This window comes from Demequina ureilytica (assembly GCF_048553575.1).
GTDB lineage: Bacteria > Actinomycetota > Actinomycetes > Actinomycetales > Demequinaceae > Demequina.
This window is the reverse complement of record NZ_JBLZIE010000001.1, coordinates 1,284,030-1,306,007: the sequence shown is the minus strand read 5'-3', so window position 1 is coordinate 1,306,007 and position 21,978 is coordinate 1,284,030. Positions and strand designations below refer to the sequence as shown.

Annotated in this window: 23 protein-coding genes and 1 pseudogene; 8 read left to right on the top strand and 16 right to left on the bottom strand. The window is 66.7% G+C overall.

Translation table 11 applies throughout. The features are described 5' to 3' along the window. Positions 1–91 precede the first annotated feature (91 nt). Positions 92–970, top strand: a complete 879-nt coding sequence (locus ACNI3K_RS05975; RefSeq protein WP_419390928.1) for an HNH endonuclease — start codon at positions 92–94, stop codon at positions 968–970. Between the two features lie 95 nt (positions 971–1,065). Here ACNI3K_RS05975 and ACNI3K_RS05970 read toward each other — a convergent pair whose 3' ends face one another. Further along, entirely contained in the window at positions 1,066–1,872 is an 807-nt protein-coding gene (locus tag ACNI3K_RS05970) for a Swt1 family HEPN domain-containing protein (RefSeq protein ID WP_419390927.1), read from the bottom strand. A 144-nt stretch (positions 1,873–2,016) separates the two neighbouring features. Here ACNI3K_RS05970 and ACNI3K_RS05965 point away from each other — a divergent pair, with 144 nt between their 5' ends. Then, complete coding sequence (locus ACNI3K_RS05965; protein ID WP_419390926.1) at positions 2,017–2,322, top strand: hypothetical protein; 306 nt, start codon at positions 2,017–2,019, stop codon at positions 2,320–2,322. Positions 2,323–2,366: 44 nt separating this feature from the next. Here ACNI3K_RS05965 and ACNI3K_RS05960 read toward each other — a convergent pair whose 3' ends face one another. After that, positions 2,367–2,918 carry an HNH endonuclease gene (locus tag ACNI3K_RS05960; RefSeq protein ID WP_419390925.1) on the bottom strand — a complete coding sequence of 184 codons (552 nt, stop codon included), beginning with the start codon at positions 2,916–2,918 and terminating at the stop codon, positions 2,367–2,369. 122 nt (positions 2,919–3,040) lie between these two features. Next, entirely contained in the window at positions 3,041–4,141 is a 1,101-nt protein-coding gene (locus ACNI3K_RS05955; RefSeq protein ID WP_419390924.1) for a type I restriction endonuclease, read from the bottom strand. A 207-nt stretch (positions 4,142–4,348) separates the two neighbouring features. Here ACNI3K_RS05955 and ACNI3K_RS05950 point away from each other — a divergent pair, with 207 nt between their 5' ends. Continuing rightward, the gene (locus tag ACNI3K_RS05950) at positions 4,349–4,918 is read left to right on the top strand and encodes a dihydrofolate reductase family protein (protein WP_419390923.1); all 570 of its coding nucleotides are present in this window, start codon (positions 4,349–4,351) and stop codon (positions 4,916–4,918) included. Positions 4,919–4,965: 47 nt separating this feature from the next. Here the strand turns inward: ACNI3K_RS05950 and ACNI3K_RS05945 are convergent, their stop codons facing one another. The 11 genes and pseudogenes from ACNI3K_RS05945 to ACNI3K_RS05895 all read right to left on the bottom strand — a co-directional run bounded on the left by ACNI3K_RS05945 (position 4,966) and on the right by ACNI3K_RS05895 (position 16,248). Beyond that, a complete protein-coding gene (locus tag ACNI3K_RS05945) occupies positions 4,966–6,765 on the bottom strand; it encodes an AMP-dependent synthetase/ligase (protein ID WP_419390922.1) in 1,800 nt (599 codons plus the stop codon). 95 nt (positions 6,766–6,860) lie between these two features. Beyond that, on the bottom strand, positions 6,861–7,586 hold the full coding sequence (locus ACNI3K_RS05940) for a M50 family metallopeptidase (protein WP_419390921.1): 726 nt from the start codon (positions 7,584–7,586) through the stop codon (positions 6,861–6,863). A gap of 30 nt (positions 7,587–7,616) precedes the next feature. Then, on the bottom strand, positions 7,617–8,585 hold the full coding sequence (locus tag ACNI3K_RS05935; protein WP_419390920.1) for an alpha/beta fold hydrolase: 969 nt from the start codon (positions 8,583–8,585) through the stop codon (positions 7,617–7,619). 42 nt (positions 8,586–8,627) lie between these two features. Beyond that, on the bottom strand, positions 8,628–9,074 hold the full coding sequence (locus ACNI3K_RS05930; RefSeq protein WP_419390919.1) for a YbhB/YbcL family Raf kinase inhibitor-like protein: 447 nt from the start codon (positions 9,072–9,074) through the stop codon (positions 8,628–8,630). Positions 9,075–9,147: 73 nt separating this feature from the next. Next, a complete protein-coding gene (locus ACNI3K_RS05925; RefSeq protein ID WP_419390918.1) occupies positions 9,148–9,486 on the bottom strand; it encodes a DUF2568 domain-containing protein in 339 nt (112 codons plus the stop codon). 37 nt (positions 9,487–9,523) lie between these two features. Beyond that, positions 9,524–10,345 carry an SDR family NAD(P)-dependent oxidoreductase gene (locus tag ACNI3K_RS05920; RefSeq protein WP_419390917.1) on the bottom strand — a complete coding sequence of 274 codons (822 nt, stop codon included), beginning with the start codon at positions 10,343–10,345 and terminating at the stop codon, positions 9,524–9,526. A 105-nt stretch (positions 10,346–10,450) separates the two neighbouring features. Further along, positions 10,451–11,569, bottom strand: coding sequence for a branched-chain amino acid aminotransferase (locus tag ACNI3K_RS05915; protein ID WP_419390916.1), 1,119 nt, complete (start codon positions 11,567–11,569; stop codon positions 10,451–10,453). A gap of 96 nt (positions 11,570–11,665) precedes the next feature. Beyond that, positions 11,666–12,724: a 3-isopropylmalate dehydrogenase gene (locus ACNI3K_RS05910; protein WP_419390915.1), complete on the bottom strand. Its 1,059-nt coding sequence runs from the start codon at positions 12,722–12,724 to the stop codon at positions 11,666–11,668. Next, a pseudogene (gene ilvC / locus ACNI3K_RS05905) lies at positions 12,721–13,782 on the bottom strand (ketol-acid reductoisomerase); the annotation flags it as partial. The gene ACNI3K_RS05910 and the pseudogene ilvC, both read right to left, overlap by 4 nt. A gap of 89 nt (positions 13,783–13,871) precedes the next feature. Next, positions 13,872–14,390 (bottom strand): acetolactate synthase small subunit, encoded by a 519-nt coding sequence (gene ilvN, locus ACNI3K_RS05900; protein ID WP_419390914.1) that lies wholly within the window; start codon positions 14,388–14,390, stop codon positions 13,872–13,874. Between the two features lie 4 nt (positions 14,391–14,394). Further along, a complete protein-coding gene (locus tag ACNI3K_RS05895; protein ID WP_419390913.1) occupies positions 14,395–16,248 on the bottom strand; it encodes an acetolactate synthase large subunit in 1,854 nt (617 codons plus the stop codon). A 492-nt stretch (positions 16,249–16,740) separates the two neighbouring features. Here ACNI3K_RS05895 and ACNI3K_RS05890 point away from each other — a divergent pair, with 492 nt between their 5' ends. Genes ACNI3K_RS05890 through ACNI3K_RS05870 form a run of 5 tightly spaced genes read left to right on the top strand, consistent with a single transcriptional unit; the run spans position 16,741 to position 19,110 of the window. After that, positions 16,741–16,965, top strand: a complete 225-nt coding sequence (locus ACNI3K_RS05890) for a hypothetical protein (protein WP_419390912.1) — start codon at positions 16,741–16,743, stop codon at positions 16,963–16,965. Next, on the top strand, positions 16,962–17,327 hold the full coding sequence (locus ACNI3K_RS05885) for a metal-sensitive transcriptional regulator (protein WP_419390911.1): 366 nt from the start codon (positions 16,962–16,964) through the stop codon (positions 17,325–17,327). The genes ACNI3K_RS05890 and ACNI3K_RS05885 overlap by 4 nt, the downstream gene beginning before the upstream one ends. 1 nt (position 17,328) lies before the next feature. Then, complete coding sequence (locus tag ACNI3K_RS05880; protein WP_419390910.1) at positions 17,329–17,607, top strand: glutaredoxin; 279 nt, start codon at positions 17,329–17,331, stop codon at positions 17,605–17,607. Between the two features lie 2 nt (positions 17,608–17,609). Continuing rightward, positions 17,610–18,530, top strand: coding sequence for a cytochrome c biogenesis CcdA family protein (locus ACNI3K_RS05875; protein WP_419390909.1), 921 nt, complete (start codon positions 17,610–17,612; stop codon positions 18,528–18,530). Next, on the top strand, positions 18,505–19,110 hold the full coding sequence (locus ACNI3K_RS05870) for a peroxiredoxin family protein (protein WP_419390908.1): 606 nt from the start codon (positions 18,505–18,507) through the stop codon (positions 19,108–19,110). The genes ACNI3K_RS05875 and ACNI3K_RS05870 overlap by 26 nt, the downstream gene beginning before the upstream one ends. A gap of 100 nt (positions 19,111–19,210) precedes the next feature. Here the strand turns inward: ACNI3K_RS05870 and ACNI3K_RS05865 are convergent, their stop codons facing one another. Together ACNI3K_RS05865 and ilvD are read right to left on the bottom strand one after the other, a co-directional pair. Further along, the gene (locus tag ACNI3K_RS05865; protein WP_419390907.1) at positions 19,211–19,810 is read right to left on the bottom strand and encodes a DUF305 domain-containing protein; all 600 of its coding nucleotides are present in this window, start codon (positions 19,808–19,810) and stop codon (positions 19,211–19,213) included. 217 nt (positions 19,811–20,027) lie between these two features. Then, entirely contained in the window at positions 20,028–21,725 is a 1,698-nt protein-coding gene (ilvD, locus tag ACNI3K_RS05860; RefSeq protein WP_419390906.1) for a dihydroxy-acid dehydratase, read from the bottom strand. Between the last annotated feature and the right edge of the window lie 253 nt (positions 21,726–21,978).

Here is a 21,978-nt window from a genome sequence, read left to right as displayed (position 1 = left end):
GCGAAGAACGTCGTGCCGGGCCTGGCCATTCCTCGTGAGAGAGCCGACGGCGATCCTTGCCCCCGAGAGAGCGACCTGCCAAGCTGCGGTCATGATCACGGACGGACCTGAGCTGAGGCAGGCCGCGTTCCAGTACGTGTCCGACGTCGCACAGACTCACGGTGGAGTCATCTCGCGGGCGGAACTTGAGGCATTCGCTTACCAAGGGACGCCGATCAAGCTCATCGCCCCTATGCAAGGCATCAACAACCCCAAGGTGCTGGACGCGACCATCTCCGTGGTCTCTTCGCCCACCGGTCCGTATGCGGATGGGTCTCCCACCGAGGGCGTCTGGGACTACGCGTATGAAGGCACCACGCCCGGTCGCACGAACATCAAGCTTCGGCGGGCCTACGAACTTGGCCTGCCAATCCTCTACCTCGAGAAGATCCATGACGGTATCTATATCCCTTACGCACCCGTTCTATTGATCGGCGACCGGCCAGCAGACTTGCGCTTCGATATGGCGATCGAGGCGATTGCGCCGCTCGGAGACCCGTCCGCGGACTCCCCCGTGGAAAAGGCGTACCGGGACTCGATGGTGCGTCAGCGCCTCCACCAGCCGAAGTTCCGCGCCCGAGTCCTTACCGCCTACGCCACCCAGTGCACGGTGTGCCACTTCAAACATGCGGAGTTGCTCGACGCTGCTCACATCGCCGCCGACCACCTCGACGACAAGACAGCAGATGTCACTAACGGCATGGCGATGTGCAAAATTCATCACGCCGCCTATGACCGCAACTTCCTGGGCGTCACTCCGGACTACACGATCAAGATCAATGCCGAGCTCTTAGCTGAGGTCGACGGGCCGATGCTCAAGCATGGGCTGCAGGAGATGCACGATCTTCAGATCCACCTGCCCGTCCGACGCAATGATCGCCCCAACAAGGACCGGCTCGCCGCGCGTTACGCGGAGTTCGACGCCAGGTAGTCCGCGCCGCAGTGCCCACTGACGCTCCGTTGGCGTTGCCCCTTCACCCGGTGCACGCGTCCCGCGGCCGTCCCGAGTTATCTGGCTAGAACAGCTCAAGGGCTTGGCGGCACGACCCCGTAGACAAAATAGACCCTGTCGTCGTACCCGGTGTGCCGGTGATACTTACTTTCAGCCGTCAAGGTGATGTCCGGCTGGAAACGGTCTCCGACGTCTTCCTCGCTGACCGTCCACTCGAGCGACGCCGTTTCACCAATGGCCTGTATCGGACGACGGCCGTGATGCGCAACCCGCCATGTGAGCTCGCGGCCCTGCGGGTCGCGTCCGGCGCACTCCCAACGCAGCACATCGCCGACTTGAAGCCACTTGTTTGTCGGCACGATGTGCATGTTTTCGAGCCCGGTCGGGCCTGTAGCGTGGCCGAAATTGTCGTGAACGGACTCAATCACGGGGTAGTAGTCGCCCGTAACGTCTTGGGAACTTCTATGGATTGTCACTAGATTCCTGATCTCGCCCGCGATACCTGCGAGCAGCATCTTCTCGTGTGCCATGAGCGGCCGCGAATGTGCCGAGGGATTGCGAAACGAAGCGAGCCGTGACATGTAGGTGTCTATGTGCTTCTTGTCGCCAAGTATGGGCTTGAATTCGGCCCAGTGCTTGCTGATGATCGTTGCAAGGTCGGTCACTTCGAGAAAGTCGAGGGGGTCAATGGACGTCACTACGCTCTTGCGGCGCTTGGCTTCCTCGGACATGCGTTCGGGGATGCGCTCGAGCCGCTGTTCCGAGAGTCCGGACTTGGCGAGCCAATTGGGCCCAAGCTCTTGCTCGAGAACAGATCGAACGAGTCTCCGAAGGTCCGTCTCGGCAATTCGTACAGAGTCGGCGGGGTCCACACTGATCACACGACCACCCTAGTGCGGGTGGTTTCGCGAGTTGCTCCCTTCGGCGGCGGTGTTGAGCCGTGGGCACTCTTGCGAGTTGCGTGAGGCGCGTCATGGCTCCGGCAACGTCTCCAGGTGCATACTTTGCGCATTCCACGCCGCATCATGTTCATTCAGCTGAAGACGGGCTACGCGCTGGATCACGGCCCATCATGGATCGGCTGGGTCGACTTCAACCGATCTTTCAAGACTGCGCGATATCGCGGTAGGACGCTGCGCCGCTGGACAGGCGGTCTGGATGCGAATATCTTCGACATCGAGACCGACGAGGAGTACTGGCTCTCAGGCCCTAAGCGCGACCGTACTGATACGCGCTACGGGCCCGCGAAGACCGCAGTTGATGACGACGCACGCGATGCTTACGAGTCATTTCTCAGCGGCTCTGCGTTGCCCGGCCGCGAGAGCGGATAAGTCGCGAACGGCTCGGCCTATGGGGGCATTGACGAGTTGCTCCATTACTCGACTGTCTGCGCGCCGCGCAACTGCTCAACGAATTGCTGCCCCTCTTCGGTCAGGCCCCACTTTGCCGGGCCAAAGTGTGATTCGAGATTCGTGGTCGCCTCATCTGGACCTGGACCGCCAGCCACTTGGAAGAACACCGCGCCGTCGGCGCTGCCTCGATACTCGAGGATTCCGTCATCGATCAGGTAGTCCAAAGCTAACTTCTGCGCCACGTCGACGACCACCGTTTCCAGTTCTGGATCCGCAGTAAACCGCGACAGAACACGTCGCTCTAGGTCGCCGTAGCGACTGTTCAGCAGTGCGAGATTCGCCTTGTAGGCCTTTACCGACGTCCGGTCAATCTCGCCCCGCGTGACTCGCGCGTGGCAGACAGCGCACAACAGGATCAGGTTCTGAAACTCGTCCGGACCGCCCCTCGCGTGCTCGCGGATGTGGTGGATTTCGAGGCCCGAGGTGGCGCGACACGTTGGAACCGCACACCTGTGACCAGCCTCTACCTTCACCTGACGTTGCACCGCACGGGGGATCGACTTGCGCTTCTTCATATTGTCACAGTAGCGAGCGGCACCAGACCGCGCTCGTGCGCGCGAACGCTAGGGGCCGACGGCAGGTGACGAATGCCCGGCGCCAAGGGCTTATCGACGAGCTTCTCCCTCGGGCGGCCGAGTCAGTCCTCTAGGTACCTGCGCACCGTCTCGCGTATTGCGTCCGCGTGAAGGTAGATGTCATCGACATTGTCGATGGGCAATCGCGTCTCGTCCTTGCTGGCGTCGAGCAATCCGAGGTACTTCTGCTTCGAGTTGAACCACAGGCGCGCGATGGGCTTGCGGTTATTGTCGTCCAGCAGGATCGCGAAGTAGGACTTGGCGTCGCGTTGCGAGACCCGATTGGGCTTGACCTCGGAACAGGCGATGGCCTTGACGATGTGGTATCCCTCGAGTTCCTCGAGCGTGGTCTCGACGCCAGTGTCGCGGTCAAGATCCTCCTCGACCGCAGACTCGCTCGACACAGCATCAGTTGAATCACCGTCCGATGACTTGAGTGTCAACTCGGGCGTACCGAGAGCAGTCTTGAGCCGGGCGTTGACCTGCTCGTTGATGAACTGGCGCTGAGCCTTCGAGTGCAAAGCAGTGAACTTCTCGAGTGCGGCCTGGGTGAAGCGACCCTCATAGACCTCGCCCGCATAGTGTCGGACCAACTTCTCGCTTGGCGACTTGAACTCAGCGGTAATCGCGCGCTTGAGGGCACCGACGTATTTCAGCTCCTCGGCGGCATTCACGACGGAGTCGATGTCGAACACTTCTTTGGAGAGCTTCTTGAGTTCGGGAATGAGCGTCGGGTCGATATCGAGCAAGTCGAGTACCAGGAACGGCCTCTCGTCCATGCGATTCGCGTTGTCAAGGTCGGTGTAGAAGTTGTACACCTGGCCGTTCGTCAGCACTGCGATCCTTGCGTTCGTGACCGCGAAATATCGGAACAGTTGCGACGCGTGCTCGATCTTTAGCCCACCGGAAGAGCGCTTGCACTCGACGAGAATCTGCACCTCGCCCTCACGCATAATCGCATAGTCGACTTTTTCATTCTTCTTCAGTCCAACGTCGGCCGTGAACTCGGGCACGACCTCAAGCGGGTTGAACACGTCGTAGCCGAGGATCGCCTGAATGAACGGCATGATGAACGCGTTCTTCGTCGCCTCCTCAGTCTGAATCGCGCCTTTCTGATCCCTTACCTTGGTCGCAAGTGCTTCGAGCTTCTCTTCAAATTCCATGTCTCAGACACTATCGTCGCGCTACGACATCGTGGGGACGGCACGGTCGAAAGCCGTTGGCGGTGGTGCCCGCATGCAACCACAGCAGTAACTTGTCGATCTGCTGATGGGGATCATGGGTGTATTGACGATTTGCTCCATTGGGAGCCTGTCTGTTCACCTACTGGATCTGGTGCGCTGCGTGGCCGACCGTCCTAACCTGGCTCCATGGGACGCATCATCGTGGAGCAGCACGTCACCGCCGACGGGTTCGCGGCGGGGCCGAACGGCGAATTGGACTGGGTCGACGGATCGGTCTCGGAGCCTGGACCGATGGTCGACCTCGCGCTCGGTGAACTCGAGGAGACGGACGCCATCCTCCTCGGTGCCACCACGTACAGGATGTTCATCGGCTACTGGCCGTTGCATGTGGCCCGCAACGATCCACTCGCGGAGCCCATCAACCGCCTCCCCAAGCACGTGCTCTCCTCCACGCTCAGCGAGGCGCCCTGGGGCCACCACGCACCCGCGACCGTCGAGACCGGCGGGCCTGCCGAGATCGCTGACCGCCTCAAGGACAAGTACGAGCGCGACATCATCCTGTGGGGAAGCCTGCAGCTCGCCTCGGCCCTGCTGGAGGCCGGCCGAGTGGACCAGTTACGCCTGCGCATCGCGCCCGTCGCGATCGGTCGCGGCACTCCCCTGTGGGACGCCCCGATCCTGCCGCGCCCGCTGTCGCTGGTCGCGACCAGTCAATTGGAGACTGGACAGATTCAGCTCACCTACGACGTGACCTGACCCGCGCATCGGCCGCTAGCAAGCGCCGAGTGCGCGCTGTGCGCGCCTCAGCCGCGCGAGGGCGGCATCGCCTTCGAGTAGATCTCGTCGACGACCTTCGCGTAGTGCGCCATGATGACGGCGCGCCGCGTCTTGAGCGAGGCGGTGAGCTCCTCCCGCGCCTCGGAGAACGAGCTGGGCAGGATCCGGAATTCCCGAATGGACTCGGCGCGCGACACCTGGGCGTTCGCGAGCGCGATGGCCCGCGAAATCAGGTCGCGCACTCGGGAGTCGTTCGCCGCCTCCTCGACCGTCATGTCGGGCAGCTCGTGCGACTTCAGCCACGCGGGCAGCATCGCCTCGTCCAGCGCCACGAGCGCGGACACGAAGTGCTTGCCCTCGCCCACCACCACCGAGTCCTGAATCGCGGGGTGAGAGCGCATCGAGTTCTCCAGCACCGCGGGCTGCACGTTCTTGCCCGAGGACAACACCAGAATCTCCTTCTTGCGGCCCACAATGTTCAGCGCGCCGTCGACCATCTCGCCCATGTCGCCGGAGGCGAACCAGCCGTCGCGCATGACCTCGGCCGTGGCCTCGGGCGCGTTCCAGTAGCCCTGGAACAGGCTCGCGCCGCGCAGCAGAATCTCGCCGTCCTCGGCCAGCTTCATCTCGTTGCCCGCGATGGGGCGGCCCACGGTGCCCACGATGTTGGCGTCCTCGGGAGTGCCCATCGCCGCCGCGGTGGTCTCCGTGAGGCCGTAGCCCTGGAGCACCGTCACGCCGAGTCCCTGGAAGAAGTGGCCCACGTCCTCGTTCAGACGGGCGCCGCCCGCGAGTGCGTACTTGAGGTTGCCGCCCAGCTTGGCGCGAACCGTCGACAGCACCAGCTTGTCCGCGACGGCGTACTTGGCCTTCAGCGCCGGCCCCGGGGTTCCGGTCTGCTGCGCCTGAGAGTACTGGCGAGTGACCTTGGCGGACCAGCGGAAGATGCGCTTCTTGACACCCGACTGCGCAGCATCGGCCCTGTTGTAGACGGTCTCGAGCACCCGGGGCACGAGCACGAGGAAGGTGGGCTTGAAGCTGCCCAGGTCCGCCGCGAGGGTCTTGTGGCTGGGCGCGAAGCCGATGACCGTGCCGGCGGACAGCGCCAGAATCATGGCGATGCGGCCGAACACGTGGGCCAGCGGCAGGAACAGCAGCAGCCGGGCGTCGTCGCCCTTGACGAAACCGCCGTATCCCGGGTCGCGCTCGATGTTCAGCACCTGCTCGACGAAGTTGGCGTGCGACAGCATGGCGCCCTTGGGGCGGCCCGTGGTGCCGGACGTATAGATGATCGTGGCGATGTCGTCGCCCACCAGGTCCGCAGTGCGCGCATCGAGGTCGGCGTCCGAGATCGACTCCCCCGCGGCGGCGAGCTCGTCCAGGCCGTCGTCGTCAAGCATGACCATGGCGACGGAGGCCTCGGACACCAGCTCGGCCCGCTCCGTGGTGTCGACGCCGACCAGCTTGACCCCCGCATCGGCCACCATCCATTCCACCTGCGCGGCGGACGAGGACGGGTAGATCGGGACGCTCACGGCACCCGCGGCCATGATCGCGAAGTCCATCACCGACCACTCGTAGCGCGTGTCGCCCATGATGCCCACGCGGTCTCCGGCCTTGACGCCGCGGGCGATCAGGCCCTTCGCGACCGCGCGCACGCGCGAGTGGTACTCGGACAACGTGATCTGGCGCCAGGTGTCCTCCGTGGCCTTGACCTCGGCGAAAACAGAACGGGGCGCAGCGTGGGCTCGCGCGGCGAGCATGGCGGTCAGGTGCGTGATCTCGTCACGCGCAACCAGCGTTGGCGTCGACATTTCCGTAGTCATGCTCTTATCGTAAGTTACGGTTGCGTAGGTTACCTAGCGGAAGGGTCCCGAGTTTCGCTACGGATGAACTGCTATGGCGCTCAGGCCCCGCCCACTCAGTCCGTGACCACGTCGCCGAGCATCAGCCACGCGCCGCCCACCGCGCACGCGACGGTGACCAGCCAGAAAACGCCCACCCAGACCAGGCCCGGCACGCGCGTGGAGCGAGCCAGCGCATCGGCGTCCGAGGTGCGGCCGCCGCCGGAGCGCCGCGATCCGTGCAGCTCCACCACGGCGCGCACCGCGCCGAGCAGCAGCAGCCACGTGACCGCATAGGCGACGCCCACGCGCCACGGATCCGGTGCGGACCACGCCAGCCACCCGAAGCCGCCAATCGCCACCACCATCACCAGGAAGCCGTACACGTTGCGGATCTGCACGAGCACCAGGACCAGCACCACCAGCAGCAGCCACAGCAGCCCGAACGCGTACCCCGCTCCCAGCAGCGCCGCGGCCCCCACGCCCAGCACCGCCGGCGCCGGGTAGCCGGCGAAGGCGGTGAGCGCGAGCGGCAGCCGCTTGGTGGAACCCGAGTGCGTGGTGAGCCCTGAGGTGTCCGAGTGCAGACGAATCCCCCGCACCTGCCGGCCCAGCAGCGTCGCGATGCTCGCGTGACCCGCCTCGTGAGCAATCGTCACGACGTGGCGGACCAGGTGCCACGCCTGAGGAATCACCAGGCACACGAACACCGCGGCCAGCGGCCACAGCGCGCCAGGCGTCGACGCAACCACCTGCGCAGTCGCGTCCGCCCAGACCGCGTCCCACACGTCAAGCAAGTTCATTGGGGCTCCTCAGCGACTGCGCGCGGGCGTTCACGCGGCACGGGCGCCGATGCTCGCCCACCAGTCCTCGAGCACACGCGCGTGCGCGGCCGGCCGGTCGATCCACGGCTGGTGGCCCGAGCCCTCCATGACCACATACGTCGAGTCGGCGGCGTGCGAGGACCACTCGCGGATCCGGTCCGGCGTGGCGAACGGGTCGTTGTCGCCCGCCACCCACAGCGACGGCATCGTGAGCGACTCGATCTCGGAAGTGGTCGCCACCCAGCCTGGGCGCGGACCGCGCCAGGTCGCGGCCTGACGCATCATCTGCATGTCATGCGCGTAGGTGTCGGTGTCGCGGGACAGCGCGTAGCGCCACTCGAGGTCCGCCTGGGAGATGCCGCCCTGCGCCACCAGGTCGCCGTGGCCCATGGACCGGAACGACCGGCGCAGGTCGCCCTCGTTGACGTCGTGGCGAGCGACAGCGTTCGCGATGGGCCCGAACGTCGCCAGCCGCATCCACACCGGCAGGTTCATACCCTCCACGGCGGGCGCGCCGAGCAGTGCGACCGTGCGCACCAGTTCCGGCCGGCGCGCCGCGAGCACCAGCGCCACGAACGCTCCCGCCGAACTCGCCACAAGATCGACCGGCTCGTCGGACACCGTCTCCACGAGCCGCGACATCCAGATCTCAATGACCTCGCGCGCACGGTCGGGGGTCATGCCCGAGTAGTCCAGGGGCTCGCTGAGCGCGCAGCCGGGGCGGTCGACGACGATCGCGCGCACGCCGGTCAACTGACCCACGAGCGGCACGAACACCCCGCCCGCGGTGGGCGTGCCATGAATGAAGATCGCCGACATTCCCTCACCAGACTCGTTCGCATGCACGCGGATGCCCAGTTCGGGCGCCTCCGCCCACCGTTCCGTGGGCTCCATGCCGTGGTGCGCCCACATGGCCGCCTCGGCCTCGCGGTAGCGCTGTTCGCTGGGCTGTCTGCTCGCCGCTGCTCGAGAGGTCATGGTGACATTGTCCCTTAAGGCCCGCCCGGGCATCGGCCGCTGCTAATCGACGGAGTACGTGCCCACCAGGCGCGCCTGCTCGACCACCTCGCCGCGGTACTCGCGCAGGAAGTCTTCGCGCGCCGGAGCGCCGGCGACCGGCGTCTTCAGCGCGTAGATCCAGAAGTAGTAGCGGTGCTCGCCGTGACCGGCGGGTGGGAACGGGCCCACGTAGCCGGTACCCCCGTCGTCATTGGGGCCCGCCCTGCCGGAGTCAGGGTCGATGTCGCCATCCCGTGGGGGCAGCCCGTACAACGTCCAGTGCGTGAAGCCCCCCGGCATCGGTGCGTCCGGATCGTGGCAGACGACAGCGAGCTCGACAGCCTCGGACGGCACGCCCGCGACGTGCAGGCGCGGGGTCTCGGCGCCCTCCTGGCCAGTGAAGCGATCGTCGATCCGCTCGTTGCTGGCGATGTCGGGACTGGTCAGCCTGAGGTCCTTGATGGCCATGCGTACCTCCTCGAATCGGGTGCGTCACCTTCCATCATGCGCGCCCGATGCGCGGGTTGCGAGCGCGGCCGCGCTATGGTCGGTCGGCACGACGGCCGCGCAAGGACAGCGCGGTGCCGACGATCGCGAGCACCGCCTGCGCGATCGCGAGAATCGGCATCCCTACGGCCCATAAGGCCGCAGCGCCAAGGAGAAGCAGGCCAATGCGCACGGCGAGTTGCGCGGGCTCGGGCGGCGGCATGGGCGCGCGCGGGGACAGGAACACCGCCCAGATGGCCATGATGGCGACAGGCAGGCCGATGCCGACGATCCACGACATCGCGCCCTGGTAAGCGGCCAGCCCCCACCACGCGAACCCGACGTACATGCCGAGCTCCGCCAAGAATACGGTCGCGCCGCCAGCCCTGTTCATGGGGCTAGCGTGCCATGTTCTCGGCACGCACCAGGCCTCACACGAGGCTTGCGGAACGCTCCCACAGCTTGCGGGCCAACTCGGCGTCGCCGAGCTCCGGCGCAACCTTCGTCGCGACCTTGTAGGACTCGTAGTAGCGCCCCGGCTCAAAGTCGAGGCCCGGCTCGCCCGTCGCCAGCCACACCAACTGACCGGCGCCCTCGTCCGCGCTGATGGTGAACAGGCGCTTGAAGGGCCCGTGATAAAACCAGCGCATGAAATGGGTGGTGTCGTGCGCGAAGCCGGTGGCGACCAGACCAGGGTGGAACGACACCGCGGAGATGCCGCGGTCGCCGTACCGGCGCTGCAACTCTTCGGTGAACAGGATGTTGGCAAGCTTGCCGTTGCCGTAGGCCTTCTGGGGCGCGTAGCCCTGCTCGCCTTGCAGATCATCGATGTCGAACTCGGCGAACCTCAGCGCCGCTGCGCTCGAGGTCTGGATTACGGTGGCGTTCCCGGCTTCGAGGGCCGGCATCAGATCCATAGTGAGCACGAACGGCGCGAGGTGATTGACCTGGTGCGTCTTCTCGTGGCCGTCGACGGTCAGTTCGCGGTGCCCCATGATGCCGCCGGCGTTGTTCGCGAGGACGTGGATCTCGGGGTAGGACTCGAGCAGGGTCGCGGCGAGATCGCGAACCTGCGACAGGTCCGCGAAATCCGCAACGCGATGGATGATGCCGAGCTCGGACGCGACCGCGGCCGTCTTCTCGGGGTTGCGCCCGACGATGACGACCTCGTGGCCGTCCGCTGCCAGCCTGCGTGCGGCCGCCGCTCCTATGCCATCACTACCTCCGGTGATGACGATGGTCTTGCGGGGCATGCGAGTCCTCTCGTGCGAATGCTTCATGGTTGAGGCAAGTATGAGTGCCTGTGCACCTGGGAACCCAGCCCCTGCATCGGCCGGTGTTAGTGGGCTCGCGGAGCCTTAGGCGACGCGGCGCATCCAGCCGTAGGTGTCCTCGTCGCGGCCGTACTGAATGTCGGTGAGGCGCTGGCGGATCCCCATTGTGACGGGTCCTGCCTCGCCGCCGTTGATCTGCACGTCGAAGCCCGGCGACGCGAGCCGGCCCACCGGGGTCACGACGGCGGCGGTGCCGCACGCAAAGAGCTCAGCGATGTCGCCGCTCTCGACGCCTTCGCGCACCTCATCCAGCGTGATGTCCTTCTCGATGACCTTGCGGCCGTCATCCTCGAGCTGGCGGATCACACTCGAGCGGGTGATGCCCTCAAGGATGGTGCCGGTCAGGCGCGGCGTCTCGATGGTGCCGTCGCGGCGCACCACGAAGACGTTCATGCCACCGAGCTCCTCGAGGTAGCGATCGTCCTTGGCGTCGAGGAACAACACCTGCTGGCAGCCGTGCTCGGCCGCCTGCTGCTGAGGGAGCAGCGACGCGGCGTAGTTGCCGCCACACTTGGCGTCGCCCGTGCCCCCGGGGCCAGCGCGATGGAATCCCTGCGCGACCCAGATGGACACCGGCTTGACGCCGCCCGGGAAGTACGGGCCCACGGGAGAGGCGATGAGCAGGTAGTCGATGATGTGTGCGGGCCGCACGCCCAGGAACGCCTCGGAGGCGAACATGTAGGGGCGCAGGTAGAGGCTGGACTCTTCGACGCCAGGCACCCAGGCGGCGTCGACCGCGACGAGCGCCTCGATGGAGCCGATGAAGTCCTCGACCGGCAGCTGCGGCAGCGCGAGGCGGTGCGCGGACCGGTTGAACCGCTCCGCGTTGGCCTCCGGGCGGAACAGGTGGACGCTGCCGTCGGCCCACTTGTACGCCTTGAGGCCCTCGAAGATCTCCTGCGCGTAGTGCAGCACCGCGGCGGCGGGGTCGAGCTGAAGGGGCCCGTAGGCCTCGACGCGGCGGTCGCCCCAGCCCTCGTCGAGGCGCCACTGCATGCGCGCCATGTGGTCCGTGAACTGGGTGCCGAACTTGAGATTCGCAAGCGCGGCGTCGCGGTCGGCGACGGGCAGCGGGTTGGCGCTGGGCCGCACGTCGAAGGCTGCTGAGTTGGACAGCACTGCGTGTGAGCTGGTGTCAGTCATCTCAGCTTCCCTTCGTGGTGCGTTCTGGAGGGACATGAGTGCAAGAATCCCGCGGGATCCTGCACCCATGTCCCTCCAGCGCGCGTCAGCATGGTGCTACCCGCGGATCCGCGCGGCGAGGGCGTCGCCCACCTGCACCGTGGTGCGGGAAGAGCCGTCCTTCGCCGCCGCATCGGCCGCCACCGCGTGCTCCACGCGCTCAGCGAGCTCCGGGTAGCCCAGGAAGTCGAGCATCAGGGCCACCGAGAGCACCGTCGCGGACGGATCCGCGATGCCCTTGCCCGCGATGTCCGGAGCGGAACCGTGCACCGGCTCGAACATCGAGGGGAAGGTGCGGTCCGGGTTGAGGTTTCCGGACGCGGCGAGGCCGATGCCGCCCGAGATCGCCGCCGCCTGGTCGGTGAGGATGTCGCCGAACAGGTTGTCGGTGACGATCACGTCGAACTTGCCGGGGTTCGTGGTCATCACGATGGTCGCGGCGTCGATGTGCAGGTAGTCCCACGTGACGTCCGGGAACTCGGGAGCGACGGCCTCGACCGTGCGCAGCCAGAGGTGACCGGCGTGCACCAGCACGTTGTGCTTGTGCACCAGCGTGAGCCGCTTGCGGTCGCGCTTGGACGCCGTCTCGAAGGCGTAGCGGACCACGCGCTCCACGCCGTGGCGGGTGTTGATGGACACCTCGGTCGCGATCTCGTGAGGAGTGTCGACGCGCAGCGCGCCGCCGTTGCCCACGTACGGACCCTCGGTGCCCTCGCGCACCACCACGAAGTCCACGGCCTCGACATCGCGCAGCGGCGACACCTCGCCCGGGTACAGCCGCGAGGGGCGCAGGTTGACGTACTGGTCGAGCGCAAACCGCAGCGGCAACAGCACGCCGCGCTCGAGCACACCGGACGGCACCGAAGGGTCACCGATGGCACCGAGCAGGATGACGTCGTGCTCCTTGATGGCTTCGAGGTCGTCCGCGGCGAGGGTGTCGCCGGTGGCGTGCCAGCGCTTAGCACCCAGATTGAACTTGGTGGTGTCGAACGAGATGCCGGTCCCCTCGGTCGCGGCGTCCAGGCACTTGAGCCCTTCCGCCACGACCTCCGGTCCGATGCCATCGCCCGCGACCACCGCGAGGCGGTAGGCCTGTGGCTGAGTCTGCGCGGTCATCGAGCGGTCTGGCCGTCCACGTAGTCGGCGTCCACATCGTCCTTCCATGCGAACAGCTTGCGCAGCTCGCGGCCGGTCTCCTCGATGGGGTGGCCCTCGCCCTTCGCGCGCAGCTCAGAGAACTCCTTGCCGCCGTTGTCCTGGTCGCCGATGAACCGCTCGGCGAACGCGCCGGACTGGATGTCTGCGAGCACGGCCTTCATGTTCTCCTTGACCTCCGGGGTGATCACGCGGGGGCCGGACACGTAGTCGCCGTACTCGGCGGTGTCGGACACGGACCAACGCTGCTTGGTGATGCCGCCCTCGTGCATGAGGTCCACGATGAGCTTGAGCTCGTGCAGCACCTCGAAGTAGGCGATCTCGGGCTGGTAGCCGGCCTCGGTCAGGACCTCGAAGCCGTACTGGACCAGCTGGCTGGTGCCGCCGCACAGCACCGACTGCTCGCCGAACAGGTCGGTCTCAGTCTCCTCGGTGAAGGTGGTCTTGATGACGCCGGCGCGGGTGCCACCGATGGCCTTCGCGTACGACAGCGCGAGGTCCCAGGCGCCGCCCGTGGCGTCGGCCTCGACCGCGACGATGTCCGGGATGCCGCGGCCCGCGACGTACTCGCGCCGCACGGTGTGGCCGGGAGCCTTGGGGGCGATCAGCAGCACGTCGATGCCCTCGGGCACCTCGATGTAGCCGAACCGGATGTTGAAGCCGTGCGCGAACGCCAGCGCCTTGCCCTCGGTGAGGTGCGGCTTGATGTCGTCGTTGTAGATGGTGCGCTGGTGCTGGTCCGGCGCGAGGATCATGATGAGGTCCGCCCACTGCGAGGCCTCGGCCACCGACAGCACCGTGAAGCCGTCGTTCTCGGCCTTCACGGTCGAGCGCGACCCCTCGCGGAGCGCGACGCGCACCTCGACGCCTGAGTCGCGCAGGTTCTGCGAGTGAGCGTGGCCCTGCGAGCCATAGCCGACGACGGCCACCTTCTTGCCCTGGATGATCGACAGGTCCGCGTCCTGCTCGTAGAACATTTCAGCCATGGTGGGTTCTCTCCTTAGAGTGTTCGGAATTCGATGAAAGTGACGGGAATTGCGGGCGGCCGATGCTCGGGCCGGGTCGCGCGCTCTCGCTCAGTTGCTCAGTTGCTCAGCCGCTCAGCCGCTCAGGCGCTCACGCGTTCGAAGGCGCGCTCGGTGATCGACTTGTGCCCGCGGCCGATGGCGACGGTGCCGGACTGGACGATCTCCCGGATGTCGTGCGGCTGGAGCGCGGCGAGCAGCGCCTCGAGCTTGTCGGGCGAGCCGACCGCCTCGATGACGAGCGAGTCCGTGGACACATCGACCACGTGGGCGCGGAACAGGTCCACGACCTGCAGTACGTCCGCGCGCTGACGGGCGTCCGCGCGCACCTTGATGAGCAGCAGGTCGCGCTGGACCGACTTGTCCCGGTCGAGTTCGACGATCTTGAGCACGTGCACCAGTTTGTTGAGCTGCTTGGTGACCTGCTCGAGCGGCAACGCATCCACGTCGACGACGACGGTGATGCGCGAGATGCCCGCGTGCTCGGTCTGACCCACCGCGAGCGAGTGGATGTTGAAGGCGCGGCGGGAGAACAGTCCGGAGACGCGCGCGAGCACGCCTGGCTTGTTCTCGACGAGCACCGAGAGCGTGTGCTTGGTCATGAGGTCACTCCTCCTCGCCGCGGTCCCACTCGGGGGCGATGCCGCGGGCATACTGAATCTCGTCATTGCTCGTGCCGGAGGCCACCATCGGCCACACCATCGCGTCACGCGACACGGTGAAGTCCACGACGACGGGCTGGTCGTTGATCTCCATGGCGCGCTTGATGGTCGCGTCCACGTCCGCATCGGTCTCGCAGCGCAGCCCCACGCAGCCCATGGCCTCCGCGAGCTTCACGAAGTCGGGGATGCGGCGGGTGCCGTGGCCGGTGTGCAGGTCCGTGTTCGAGTACCGCGAGTCATAGAAGAGCGTCTGCCACTGGCGCACCATGCCCAGCGACGAGTTGTTGATGATCGCAACCTTGATGGGGATGTTGTTGATCGCGCAGGTGACTAGCTCCTGATTGGTCATCTGGAAGCAGCCGTCGCCGTCGATCGCCCACACAGTGCGGTCCGGCTCGCCCACCTTGGCGCCCATCGCGGCCGGCACGGAGAAGCCCATGGTGCCGAGGCCCCCGGAGTTGATCCAGGTGTTGGGGCGCTCGTACTTGATGAACTGGCTGGCCCACATCTGGTGCTGGCCCACGCCGGACGTGAAGATCGTGTCCGATCCCGCGATCTCGCCCAGGCGCTGGATCACGTACTGCGGAGAGCCATGGCCGTCGTCGGTGGGCGTGTAGCCCAGCGAGTAGGTGGTGCGCCAGTCGTCGAGCTGGGCCCACCATGCCTCGAGGTCGGGCTTGCCGTGGCGCTCGTGCTCGGCCTCGAGTGCTGGCACCAGCGCAGCGAAGACCTCCTTGAGGTCGCCCACGATCGGCACGTCGACGGCGCGGTTCTTGCCGATCTCCGCCGGGTCGATATCCGCGTGGACGATGGTCGCGTTCGGTGCGAAGCTGTCGAGCTTGCCGGTCACGCGGTCGTCGAAGCGGGCACCGAGGGCCACCACCAGGTCCGCCTTCTGCAGCGCCGCGACCGCAGCCACGGTGCCGTGCATACCGGGCATGCCCAGGTTCTGAGGGTGCGAATCGGGCAGCGCGCCGCGGGCCATCAGCGTGGTGACCGCTGCGGCCCCGGACAGGTCGGTGAGGCGGCGCAGGCCGGCCGATGCGCCGGAGCGGATCACGCCGCCGCCCACGTACAGCACGGGACGGCGCGCCGTGGCGAGCAGTCGGGCCGCCTCCTGGACGGTCTTGGCGTGCGGACGCGCGCCGGCGTTGAAGCCGGGCAGCTCGATGCGCTCGGGCCAGTTGAAGGTCATGGACTCTTGCTGCGCGGACTTCGCCACGTCCACCAGCACGGGGCCGGGGCGGCCGTGGGTCGCGATGTAGAACGCCTCCGCGATCGCGCGCGGGATGTCGTTCGCGTCCGTCACCAGCACGTTGTGCTTGGTGATGGGCTGCGTGATGCCCACGATGTCCGCCTCTTGGAAGGCGTCCGTGCCGATGTTCGCCGCAGCGACCTGGCCCGTGATCGCGACCAGCGGGATCGAGTCCATGTTCGCGTCCGCGATGGGGGTGACAAGGTTGGTCGCGCCGGGGCCAGACGTCGCAATGCACACGCCGGGGCGGCCCGTCGCGTGGGCGTAGCCCTCGGCGGCGTGGCCGGCACCCTGCTCGTGGCGCACCAGGATGTGACGAAGCTGCGTCGAGTCCATCAGCGGGTCGTAGGTCGGGAGGATGGTGCCGCCCGGCAGCCCGAAGATGTCGGTGACGCCTGCGGCCTCGAGCGAACGAACAATCGCCTGCGCGCCCGTCATCCGCTCTCCCGCTGACGCTGCCGCGGCCGCTGTGGCCGCGGGCCGCGCGCTGGCGGGCGCGGGGCTCATCAGCGCAGAAGGCTTGGGTGCCTTGACCTGTGCCATCTTCTCTCCCGTTGAGTCGAAATGATGAGGCGGTTCTCGCATCCGCCTCGCATGAAAAAACCCCTCAGGCTTGGGGAGCCTGTCGGGGTATGCGCGCGGACGATGCCTGGGCTTGGACTAGCGGTCCGCGCGCCCGGTAACTACGAGAATCGTCTGCATAGGCACGACTGTACGCCTACGAGGGCGCGATTGTCGCCTTTTCGGTGAGGAATCTCACATCCTGGTTCACCGTCTCGCATAGCGAGACACCAAAGCCCCCTCCCTCCCCATCCCCGCCTTAGCGTCGCAGTGGGCGCTCAGCGTCGCATCTCGAGAGTCCGCGTCTCCTGCAGGTCGCTGGGTGTCGTTCCGGCCCGCCCCGCGCTCTGCTCAGCGAGCGCATAGGTCCCACCCAACCCCCGCATCGGCCGCGAGGACAAAGGTCCCGGGCACCCCACCTGGGGTGGGCCTAGCGTCAATCAACAACGCTATTGGGAAGTGAGGCGATCGACCATGATGTGGTTCCCGTACGGAGGCGCGATGGGCGGCGGCATGTGGTTCTTGTTGGCTCTGACGTGGGTCGCAATCGCGGTGATCGGATACTTCGTCGCCCGCCGCAGCACTCCCCCAGCCCAGCCGCAGGATCCGGTGGCGGTTCTCGACATGCAATTGGCGCGCGGCGAGATCGGCCTTGACGATTACAAGGCGCGCCGCGAGGCACTGAAGGACACCAAGTGAAGGCCGACACGCGCAAGACCGGGTTCCGGCTGCGCACCGCTCGCGGCCACCTCGACGCCGTGGTGCGCATGGTCGACGACGACCGATACTGCATAGACGTGCTTCATCAGCTCTCCGCGGTGCAGGGCTCGCTCGAGGGAGTCAAGCGCGACATCATCGAGGCCCACCTTCAGAGCTGCTTGCCAGAGGCGGTCGCCAGTGGCCGCATGGACGACATCGTCGAGGAACTGATGGCCGCCGTGTTCGGCGCCGCACCGGGCCGCAAGGCAAAGGCGAAGGCCCACGCGTGCCACACGGACACCCAGAAGATCTCCGCCGCCCCGACTGCGGACACGCAGCTCTACTTCGGTGCAGGGATCTGACATGAGCTCCCCCGTCGACATCACCCTGGTGACTGCGGCCTCGTGCCACTTCTGCGCCGACGCGCAGACCATTCTCGACACGCTCTCCGGGACGTACCCGATGCGCGTGCGCCTGGTCGACATGATGTCCGACGACGGCCGCGAGCTGGTCGTCAAGCATCGGATGCCCTTCCCGCCACTGCTGATCGTCGACGGCACGGTCTTCGGCTACGGACGAATCTCTGAGCGCAAGCTCACCAAACACCTGGCGGCCCTCGCCAACACCGTGGAGGTGAAGTAGCCATGGAAGGCCTCTTCTTGGGCGGGTCGCTGCTGGCGGCTTTCGTCGCCGGCTCGGTCGCACTCTTTGCGCCCTGCTGCATCGTGGTCATGTTCCCCGCGTTCCTGGCGGCGTCGGTGCGCAACAACCGTTGGCGGCTCGTGCCGCTCACCTTCCTCTTCACCGCGGGCCTCGCGACGGTGCTGCTGCCGATCACCCTCGGCCTCAGCCTGCTCACCGAGAGCCTGCTGCGCTTCCACGAAGTCGTGTACGCGCTTGGCGCGGTGCTGCTCCTGGCCCTCGCCGTGATCTCTCTCACCGGCGCGAGCTGGTCCCTGCCGTTCCTCCGCGGCGCGCCCGACGTGTCGCGGACGGACTCCGCGGGCGTGTTCGCGCTTGGGGTGTTCTCGGGTGCGGCCAGCGCGTGCTGCGCCCCCGTGCTCGCGGGCGCCCTCACGCTCTCCGCCCTCTCCCCCAGCCTGCTGGGCAGCGCCGGCGTGGGAATGGCCTACATCTTCGGCATGGTCTTCCCGCTGGTGCTCATGACGCTGGCGTGGGACCGTCTGCGCCCGTCGCAGAAGGCCATCGGCACCAGCCAGGTCTCGCTCAAGCTCGGGCCGCTGAACGTCCGGACCACCCGCGCCGGCATCGCCGCCTCGATCATGTTCTTCGTCATGGCGATCGTGCTGGTGTGGATCACCGTCACCGGCGCCTCGCTGACGACCTCCGCGACGGAGGGCATGTCGCAGCAGATCGAGAGCGTGCTCGCCCCCATCCTCGACGGACTCGCATGGATCCCCGACCTGGCGGCCGGCGCGATCTTGCTCCTCATCGCCGTGGGAGCCATCTGGCTCTCCGCCCGCCGACCGCGGGCCACCGAAGAAGACGAGTCACCTCACACCACCGAAGGGTCCTGCCATGGGCACGAAGCCGAAGTCAAGTAGCAAGAAGCAGACCGCAGCGGACAAGCGGGCGGAAGATCGCCGCACCGCGATGATCACGTGGGCGTCGTTCCTCGCGGTGCCGGCCGTGATCGCCGTCCTCGTGGGGATCACGATCACCTCCGAGGAGGACGAGACCACCCTCACGGCGGCTCCGGACTTCACCCTCACCACGACCGCGGGCGAGCAGGTGTCGTTGGACGAGTCGCTCGCCGACGGCGACACCCTGCTCTACTTCTCGATGGGCCTCGGCTGCGACGGCTGCTTTGCCCAGATCCCCGAACTCGACGACGTGCTCGCCGAGCGCGACATCGAGATGCTCTCGATCATGGTCGACCCACCCGAGCCGGTGGCGGCCGAGGAGGAGCGGTTCGGCGTGACCCAACCCATCCTTATCGACCCCGACGCTCAGGTGTCAGCCGATTACGGGATGATCGGGATCTACGGGCACGGCGATCGCCCCAGCCACAGCTTCGCCCTGGTCAACCAGGAAGGCGAGGTCGAGTGGGTCCGCCACTACGCCGAGATGTTCGTCGAGGCGGACGCGTTCGTGGAGGAACTGGACGCCGCCGTCAAGGGCTGACCTCGGACTGATGCCGGGCCCGTCACGCCGCCTTCCGACAACTTCCGGCCGATTCGCGCAGCAGGCGATTCTCCACGCGCAACTTTGGCGGTCCCAACCCTCAGTCAGACAGGCAGTCCCGCAACGCCGGTTCGGTGTAATCGGGCACCGCGCGTGCCTCGGCCTCCGCCGCGGTGCTCGCAATGCCGTTCTCGGCGATGTCCTCGATGAGCCAGTCCATCTCGAAGATCTCGCGGCGCTGGGCCTCGCTGATCTCGACTGCCAACTCGCACACCCTGACGTCGTCCAGGTTCGCGCGCTCCGACCGCGTGATCGCCAGCGAGTGGTGCGGGATCATTGCGCTCATGTAGGACGTGTCGTCGACAGTGGCCTGACTGCGGTCGAGAGCGATGCCACCCGCAAGCACCAGGGCGCTGATGGCCACGACGGCGATGTTGGCCTTCGCGTTCTTGTACATGTTGAGCATCCAGGCGATCATCACCAGCCCCATGGACCCGCCCATCGTCAGAGCCATGAAGAGCCGGCTCTCGCTCCAGCGGACGTGGCCCCACTCCCAGGAACCCACGTACATCACGCCGTACATCACCACCATGCCTGTCAGGATCATGGCGGCGAACCTCAGGTACATCATCTTCTCGTGGCGAGCCATGCCGTCGTCGCCGTCGCTGTGCTGCTGATCGGGGTTGTCCTGCGCGTTCATGACCGGTTCCCTTTCGCTCGCGTGCGTGGACCTCGAATGCGCGGTCGACGAGCTGCAACTGGGCACCGGCCCGGCCGCCGCCGTCGCACTGCGCTCCGGCGAACTCGCGTGGGCTCGCCGGCACTGTCGTAACGCCTCGAACCGAGCGCTTTATGCCAACGAGGCTGCGGCGACGCGAACGGCCGTCGAAGTGACCACGTTGGGGAGGCGCGGCGGATTACTCGAGAATGGCGCCGCGAGAAGCTGACTGGACCAGCTTCGCGTACTTCGCGAGCACGCCCCGGGTGTACACGGGAGGCAGCGGCGCCCAGCCCTCGCGGCGAGAGATCATCTCCGCCTCGGAGACGTCGAGATTAAGCAGGCCGTTCTCGACGTCCAAGGTGATCTGGTCACCGTCGCGCACGAACGCGATGGGGCCGCCGTCGACGGCCTCGGGCGCCATGTGGCCCACGCACAGTCCGGTGGTGCCACCAGAGAAGCGCCCGTCGGTCACCAGCAGCACGTCCTTGCCCAGTCCCGCACCCTTGATGGCAGCGGTGATGGCGAGCATCTCGCGCATGCCGGGTCCGCCCTTGGGACCCTCGTAGCGGATCACCACGACGTCGCCGGCCATGATGGTGCCATCGTTCAGGGCGTCGAGCGCGGCCCGCTCTCGATCGAACACGCGGGCGGTGCCGGTGAACACCGAGTCGTCGAAGCCGGCGGACTTCACGACGGCGCCCTCGGGCGCGAGCGATCCCTTGAGGATCGTGATCCCGCCGGTCTTGTGGATCGGGTTGTTCAGCGCCCGCACCACGCGGCCGTCGATCTTCTCCGGCTTCAGCTCCTCCATGTTCTCGGCAAGCGTCTTGCCGGTCACGGTCATCACGTCGCCGTGCATCAGCCCTGCCTGCAGCAGCGTGTTCATCACTGCGGGCACCCCGCCCACGCGGTCCACGTCGTTCATCACGAACTGTCCGAAGGGCTTGAGGTCGCCCAGGTGCGGCACCTTGGCCGCGACGCGGGAGAAGTCGTCAAGGGTCAGGTCAACCTCGGCCTCGTGCGCGATCGCGAGCAGGTGCAGCACCGCGTTGGTCGAGCCGCCGAAGGCCATGACCACGGCGATCGCGTTCTCGAACGCCTCCTTGGTCATGATGTCGCGCGCGGTGATCCCCTGGCGAAGCATCTGCACGACGGCCTCGCCGGACTTGCGCGCGTACATGTCGCGGCGGCGGTCGGCGCTGGGCGGGGATGCGGAACCGGGAACGGACATGCCGAGCGCCTCGCCAACGGACGCCATGGTGTTGGCGGTGAACATGCCGCCGCAGGCACCCTCGCCCGGGCAGATCGCCTTCTCGATCGCGAGCCGGTCCTCCTCGGACATCAGGCCGCGAGCGCACGCGCCCACCGCCTCGAACGCGTCGATGACCGTGACGTCCTTCTCCGTGCCGTCGGAGAGCTTGACGTGACCGGGCATGATCGAGCCCGCGTAGAGGAAGACCGATGCAAGGTCCAGTCGCGCGGCCGCCATCAGCATTCCGGGCAGCGATTTGTCGCAGCCGGCCAACAAGACAGAGCCGTCCAGGCGCTCGGCGCTCATCACGACCTCGACCGAATCCGCAATGACGTCGCGCGACACGAGAGAGAAGTGCATGCCCTCGTGGCCCATCGAGATGCCGTCGGAGACGGAGATGGTGCCGAACTCGAGCGGGTACCCGCCGCCGGCATGCACGCCCTCCTTCGAGGCCTGCGCGAGACGCTGCAGCGACAGGTTGCACGGCGTGATCTCGTTCCACGAGCTCGCGATGCCGATCTGCGGCTTGACCCAGTCGTCATCGCCCATGCCGACGGCGCGGAGCATGCCGCGCGACGCGGTGGCCTCCAGTCCGTCGGTGACCTGGCGGGAGCGGGGCTTCATGTCTGGCGTCTGCGTCATAGACGCGAGTCTAGGACCGGCCGATGCGCGGGCGCGGCACGAGCGCGAAAACGCGCCTTGAGATTGACGCAGCGTCAACTTCAGGAGGCGTGCTGCGGCGAGTGAGCCTCCGTCACCAGACGTTCACCCAGCCGTCATCGTTCCGTGGCGCACCAGTCCCGTTCGCGTCGATACGTTGACCACAGCCCACCTCCTCCCCGCGATCCGGGGTGCGAGCCGGGCCCCTGTTCGACTCAGCCGTTCCCGGCGCGAG

Bases quoted from the DNA above. Each gene is read 5' to 3' on its own strand.
- ACNI3K_RS05975 (WP_419390928.1), top strand. From the start codon at position 92: ATGATCACGGACGGACCTGAGCTGAGGCAGGCCGCGTTCCAGTACGTG.
- ACNI3K_RS05965 (WP_419390926.1), top strand. From the start codon at position 2,017: ATGTTCATTCAGCTGAAGACGGGCTACGCGCTGGATCACGGCCCATCA.
- ACNI3K_RS05960 (WP_419390925.1), bottom strand. From the start codon at position 2,918: ATGAAGAAGCGCAAGTCGATCCCCCGTGCGGTGCAACGTCAGGTGAAG.
- ACNI3K_RS05955 (WP_419390924.1), bottom strand. From the start codon at position 4,141: ATGGAATTTGAAGAGAAGCTCGAAGCACTTGCGACCAAGGTAAGGGAT.
- ACNI3K_RS05950 (WP_419390923.1), top strand. From the start codon at position 4,349: ATGGGACGCATCATCGTGGAGCAGCACGTCACCGCCGACGGGTTCGCG.
- ACNI3K_RS05945 (WP_419390922.1), bottom strand. From the start codon at position 6,765: ATGACTACGGAAATGTCGACGCCAACGCTGGTTGCGCGTGACGAGATC.
- ACNI3K_RS05940 (WP_419390921.1), bottom strand. From the start codon at position 7,586: ATGAACTTGCTTGACGTGTGGGACGCGGTCTGGGCGGACGCGACTGCG.
- ACNI3K_RS05935 (WP_419390920.1), bottom strand. From the start codon at position 8,585: ATGACCTCTCGAGCAGCGGCGAGCAGACAGCCCAGCGAACAGCGCTAC.
- ACNI3K_RS05930 (WP_419390919.1), bottom strand. From the start codon at position 9,074: ATGGCCATCAAGGACCTCAGGCTGACCAGTCCCGACATCGCCAGCAAC.
- ACNI3K_RS05925 (WP_419390918.1), bottom strand. From the start codon at position 9,486: ATGAACAGGGCTGGCGGCGCGACCGTATTCTTGGCGGAGCTCGGCATG.
- ACNI3K_RS05920 (WP_419390917.1), bottom strand. From the start codon at position 10,345: ATGCCCCGCAAGACCATCGTCATCACCGGAGGTAGTGATGGCATAGGA.
- ACNI3K_RS05915 (WP_419390916.1), bottom strand. From the start codon at position 11,569: ATGACTGACACCAGCTCACACGCAGTGCTGTCCAACTCAGCAGCCTTC.
- ACNI3K_RS05910 (WP_419390915.1), bottom strand. From the start codon at position 12,724: ATGACCGCGCAGACTCAGCCACAGGCCTACCGCCTCGCGGTGGTCGCG.
- ilvN (WP_419390914.1), bottom strand. From the start codon at position 14,390: ATGACCAAGCACACGCTCTCGGTGCTCGTCGAGAACAAGCCAGGCGTG.
- ACNI3K_RS05895 (WP_419390913.1), bottom strand. From the start codon at position 16,248: ATGGCACAGGTCAAGGCACCCAAGCCTTCTGCGCTGATGAGCCCCGCG.
- ACNI3K_RS05890 (WP_419390912.1), top strand. From the start codon at position 16,741: ATGATGTGGTTCCCGTACGGAGGCGCGATGGGCGGCGGCATGTGGTTC.
- ACNI3K_RS05880 (WP_419390910.1), top strand. From the start codon at position 17,329: ATGAGCTCCCCCGTCGACATCACCCTGGTGACTGCGGCCTCGTGCCAC.
- ACNI3K_RS05875 (WP_419390909.1), top strand. From the start codon at position 17,610: ATGGAAGGCCTCTTCTTGGGCGGGTCGCTGCTGGCGGCTTTCGTCGCC.
- ACNI3K_RS05870 (WP_419390908.1), top strand. From the start codon at position 18,505: ATGGGCACGAAGCCGAAGTCAAGTAGCAAGAAGCAGACCGCAGCGGAC.
- ACNI3K_RS05865 (WP_419390907.1), bottom strand. From the start codon at position 19,810: ATGAACGCGCAGGACAACCCCGATCAGCAGCACAGCGACGGCGACGAC.
- ilvD (WP_419390906.1), bottom strand. From the start codon at position 21,725: ATGACGCAGACGCCAGACATGAAGCCCCGCTCCCGCCAGGTCACCGAC.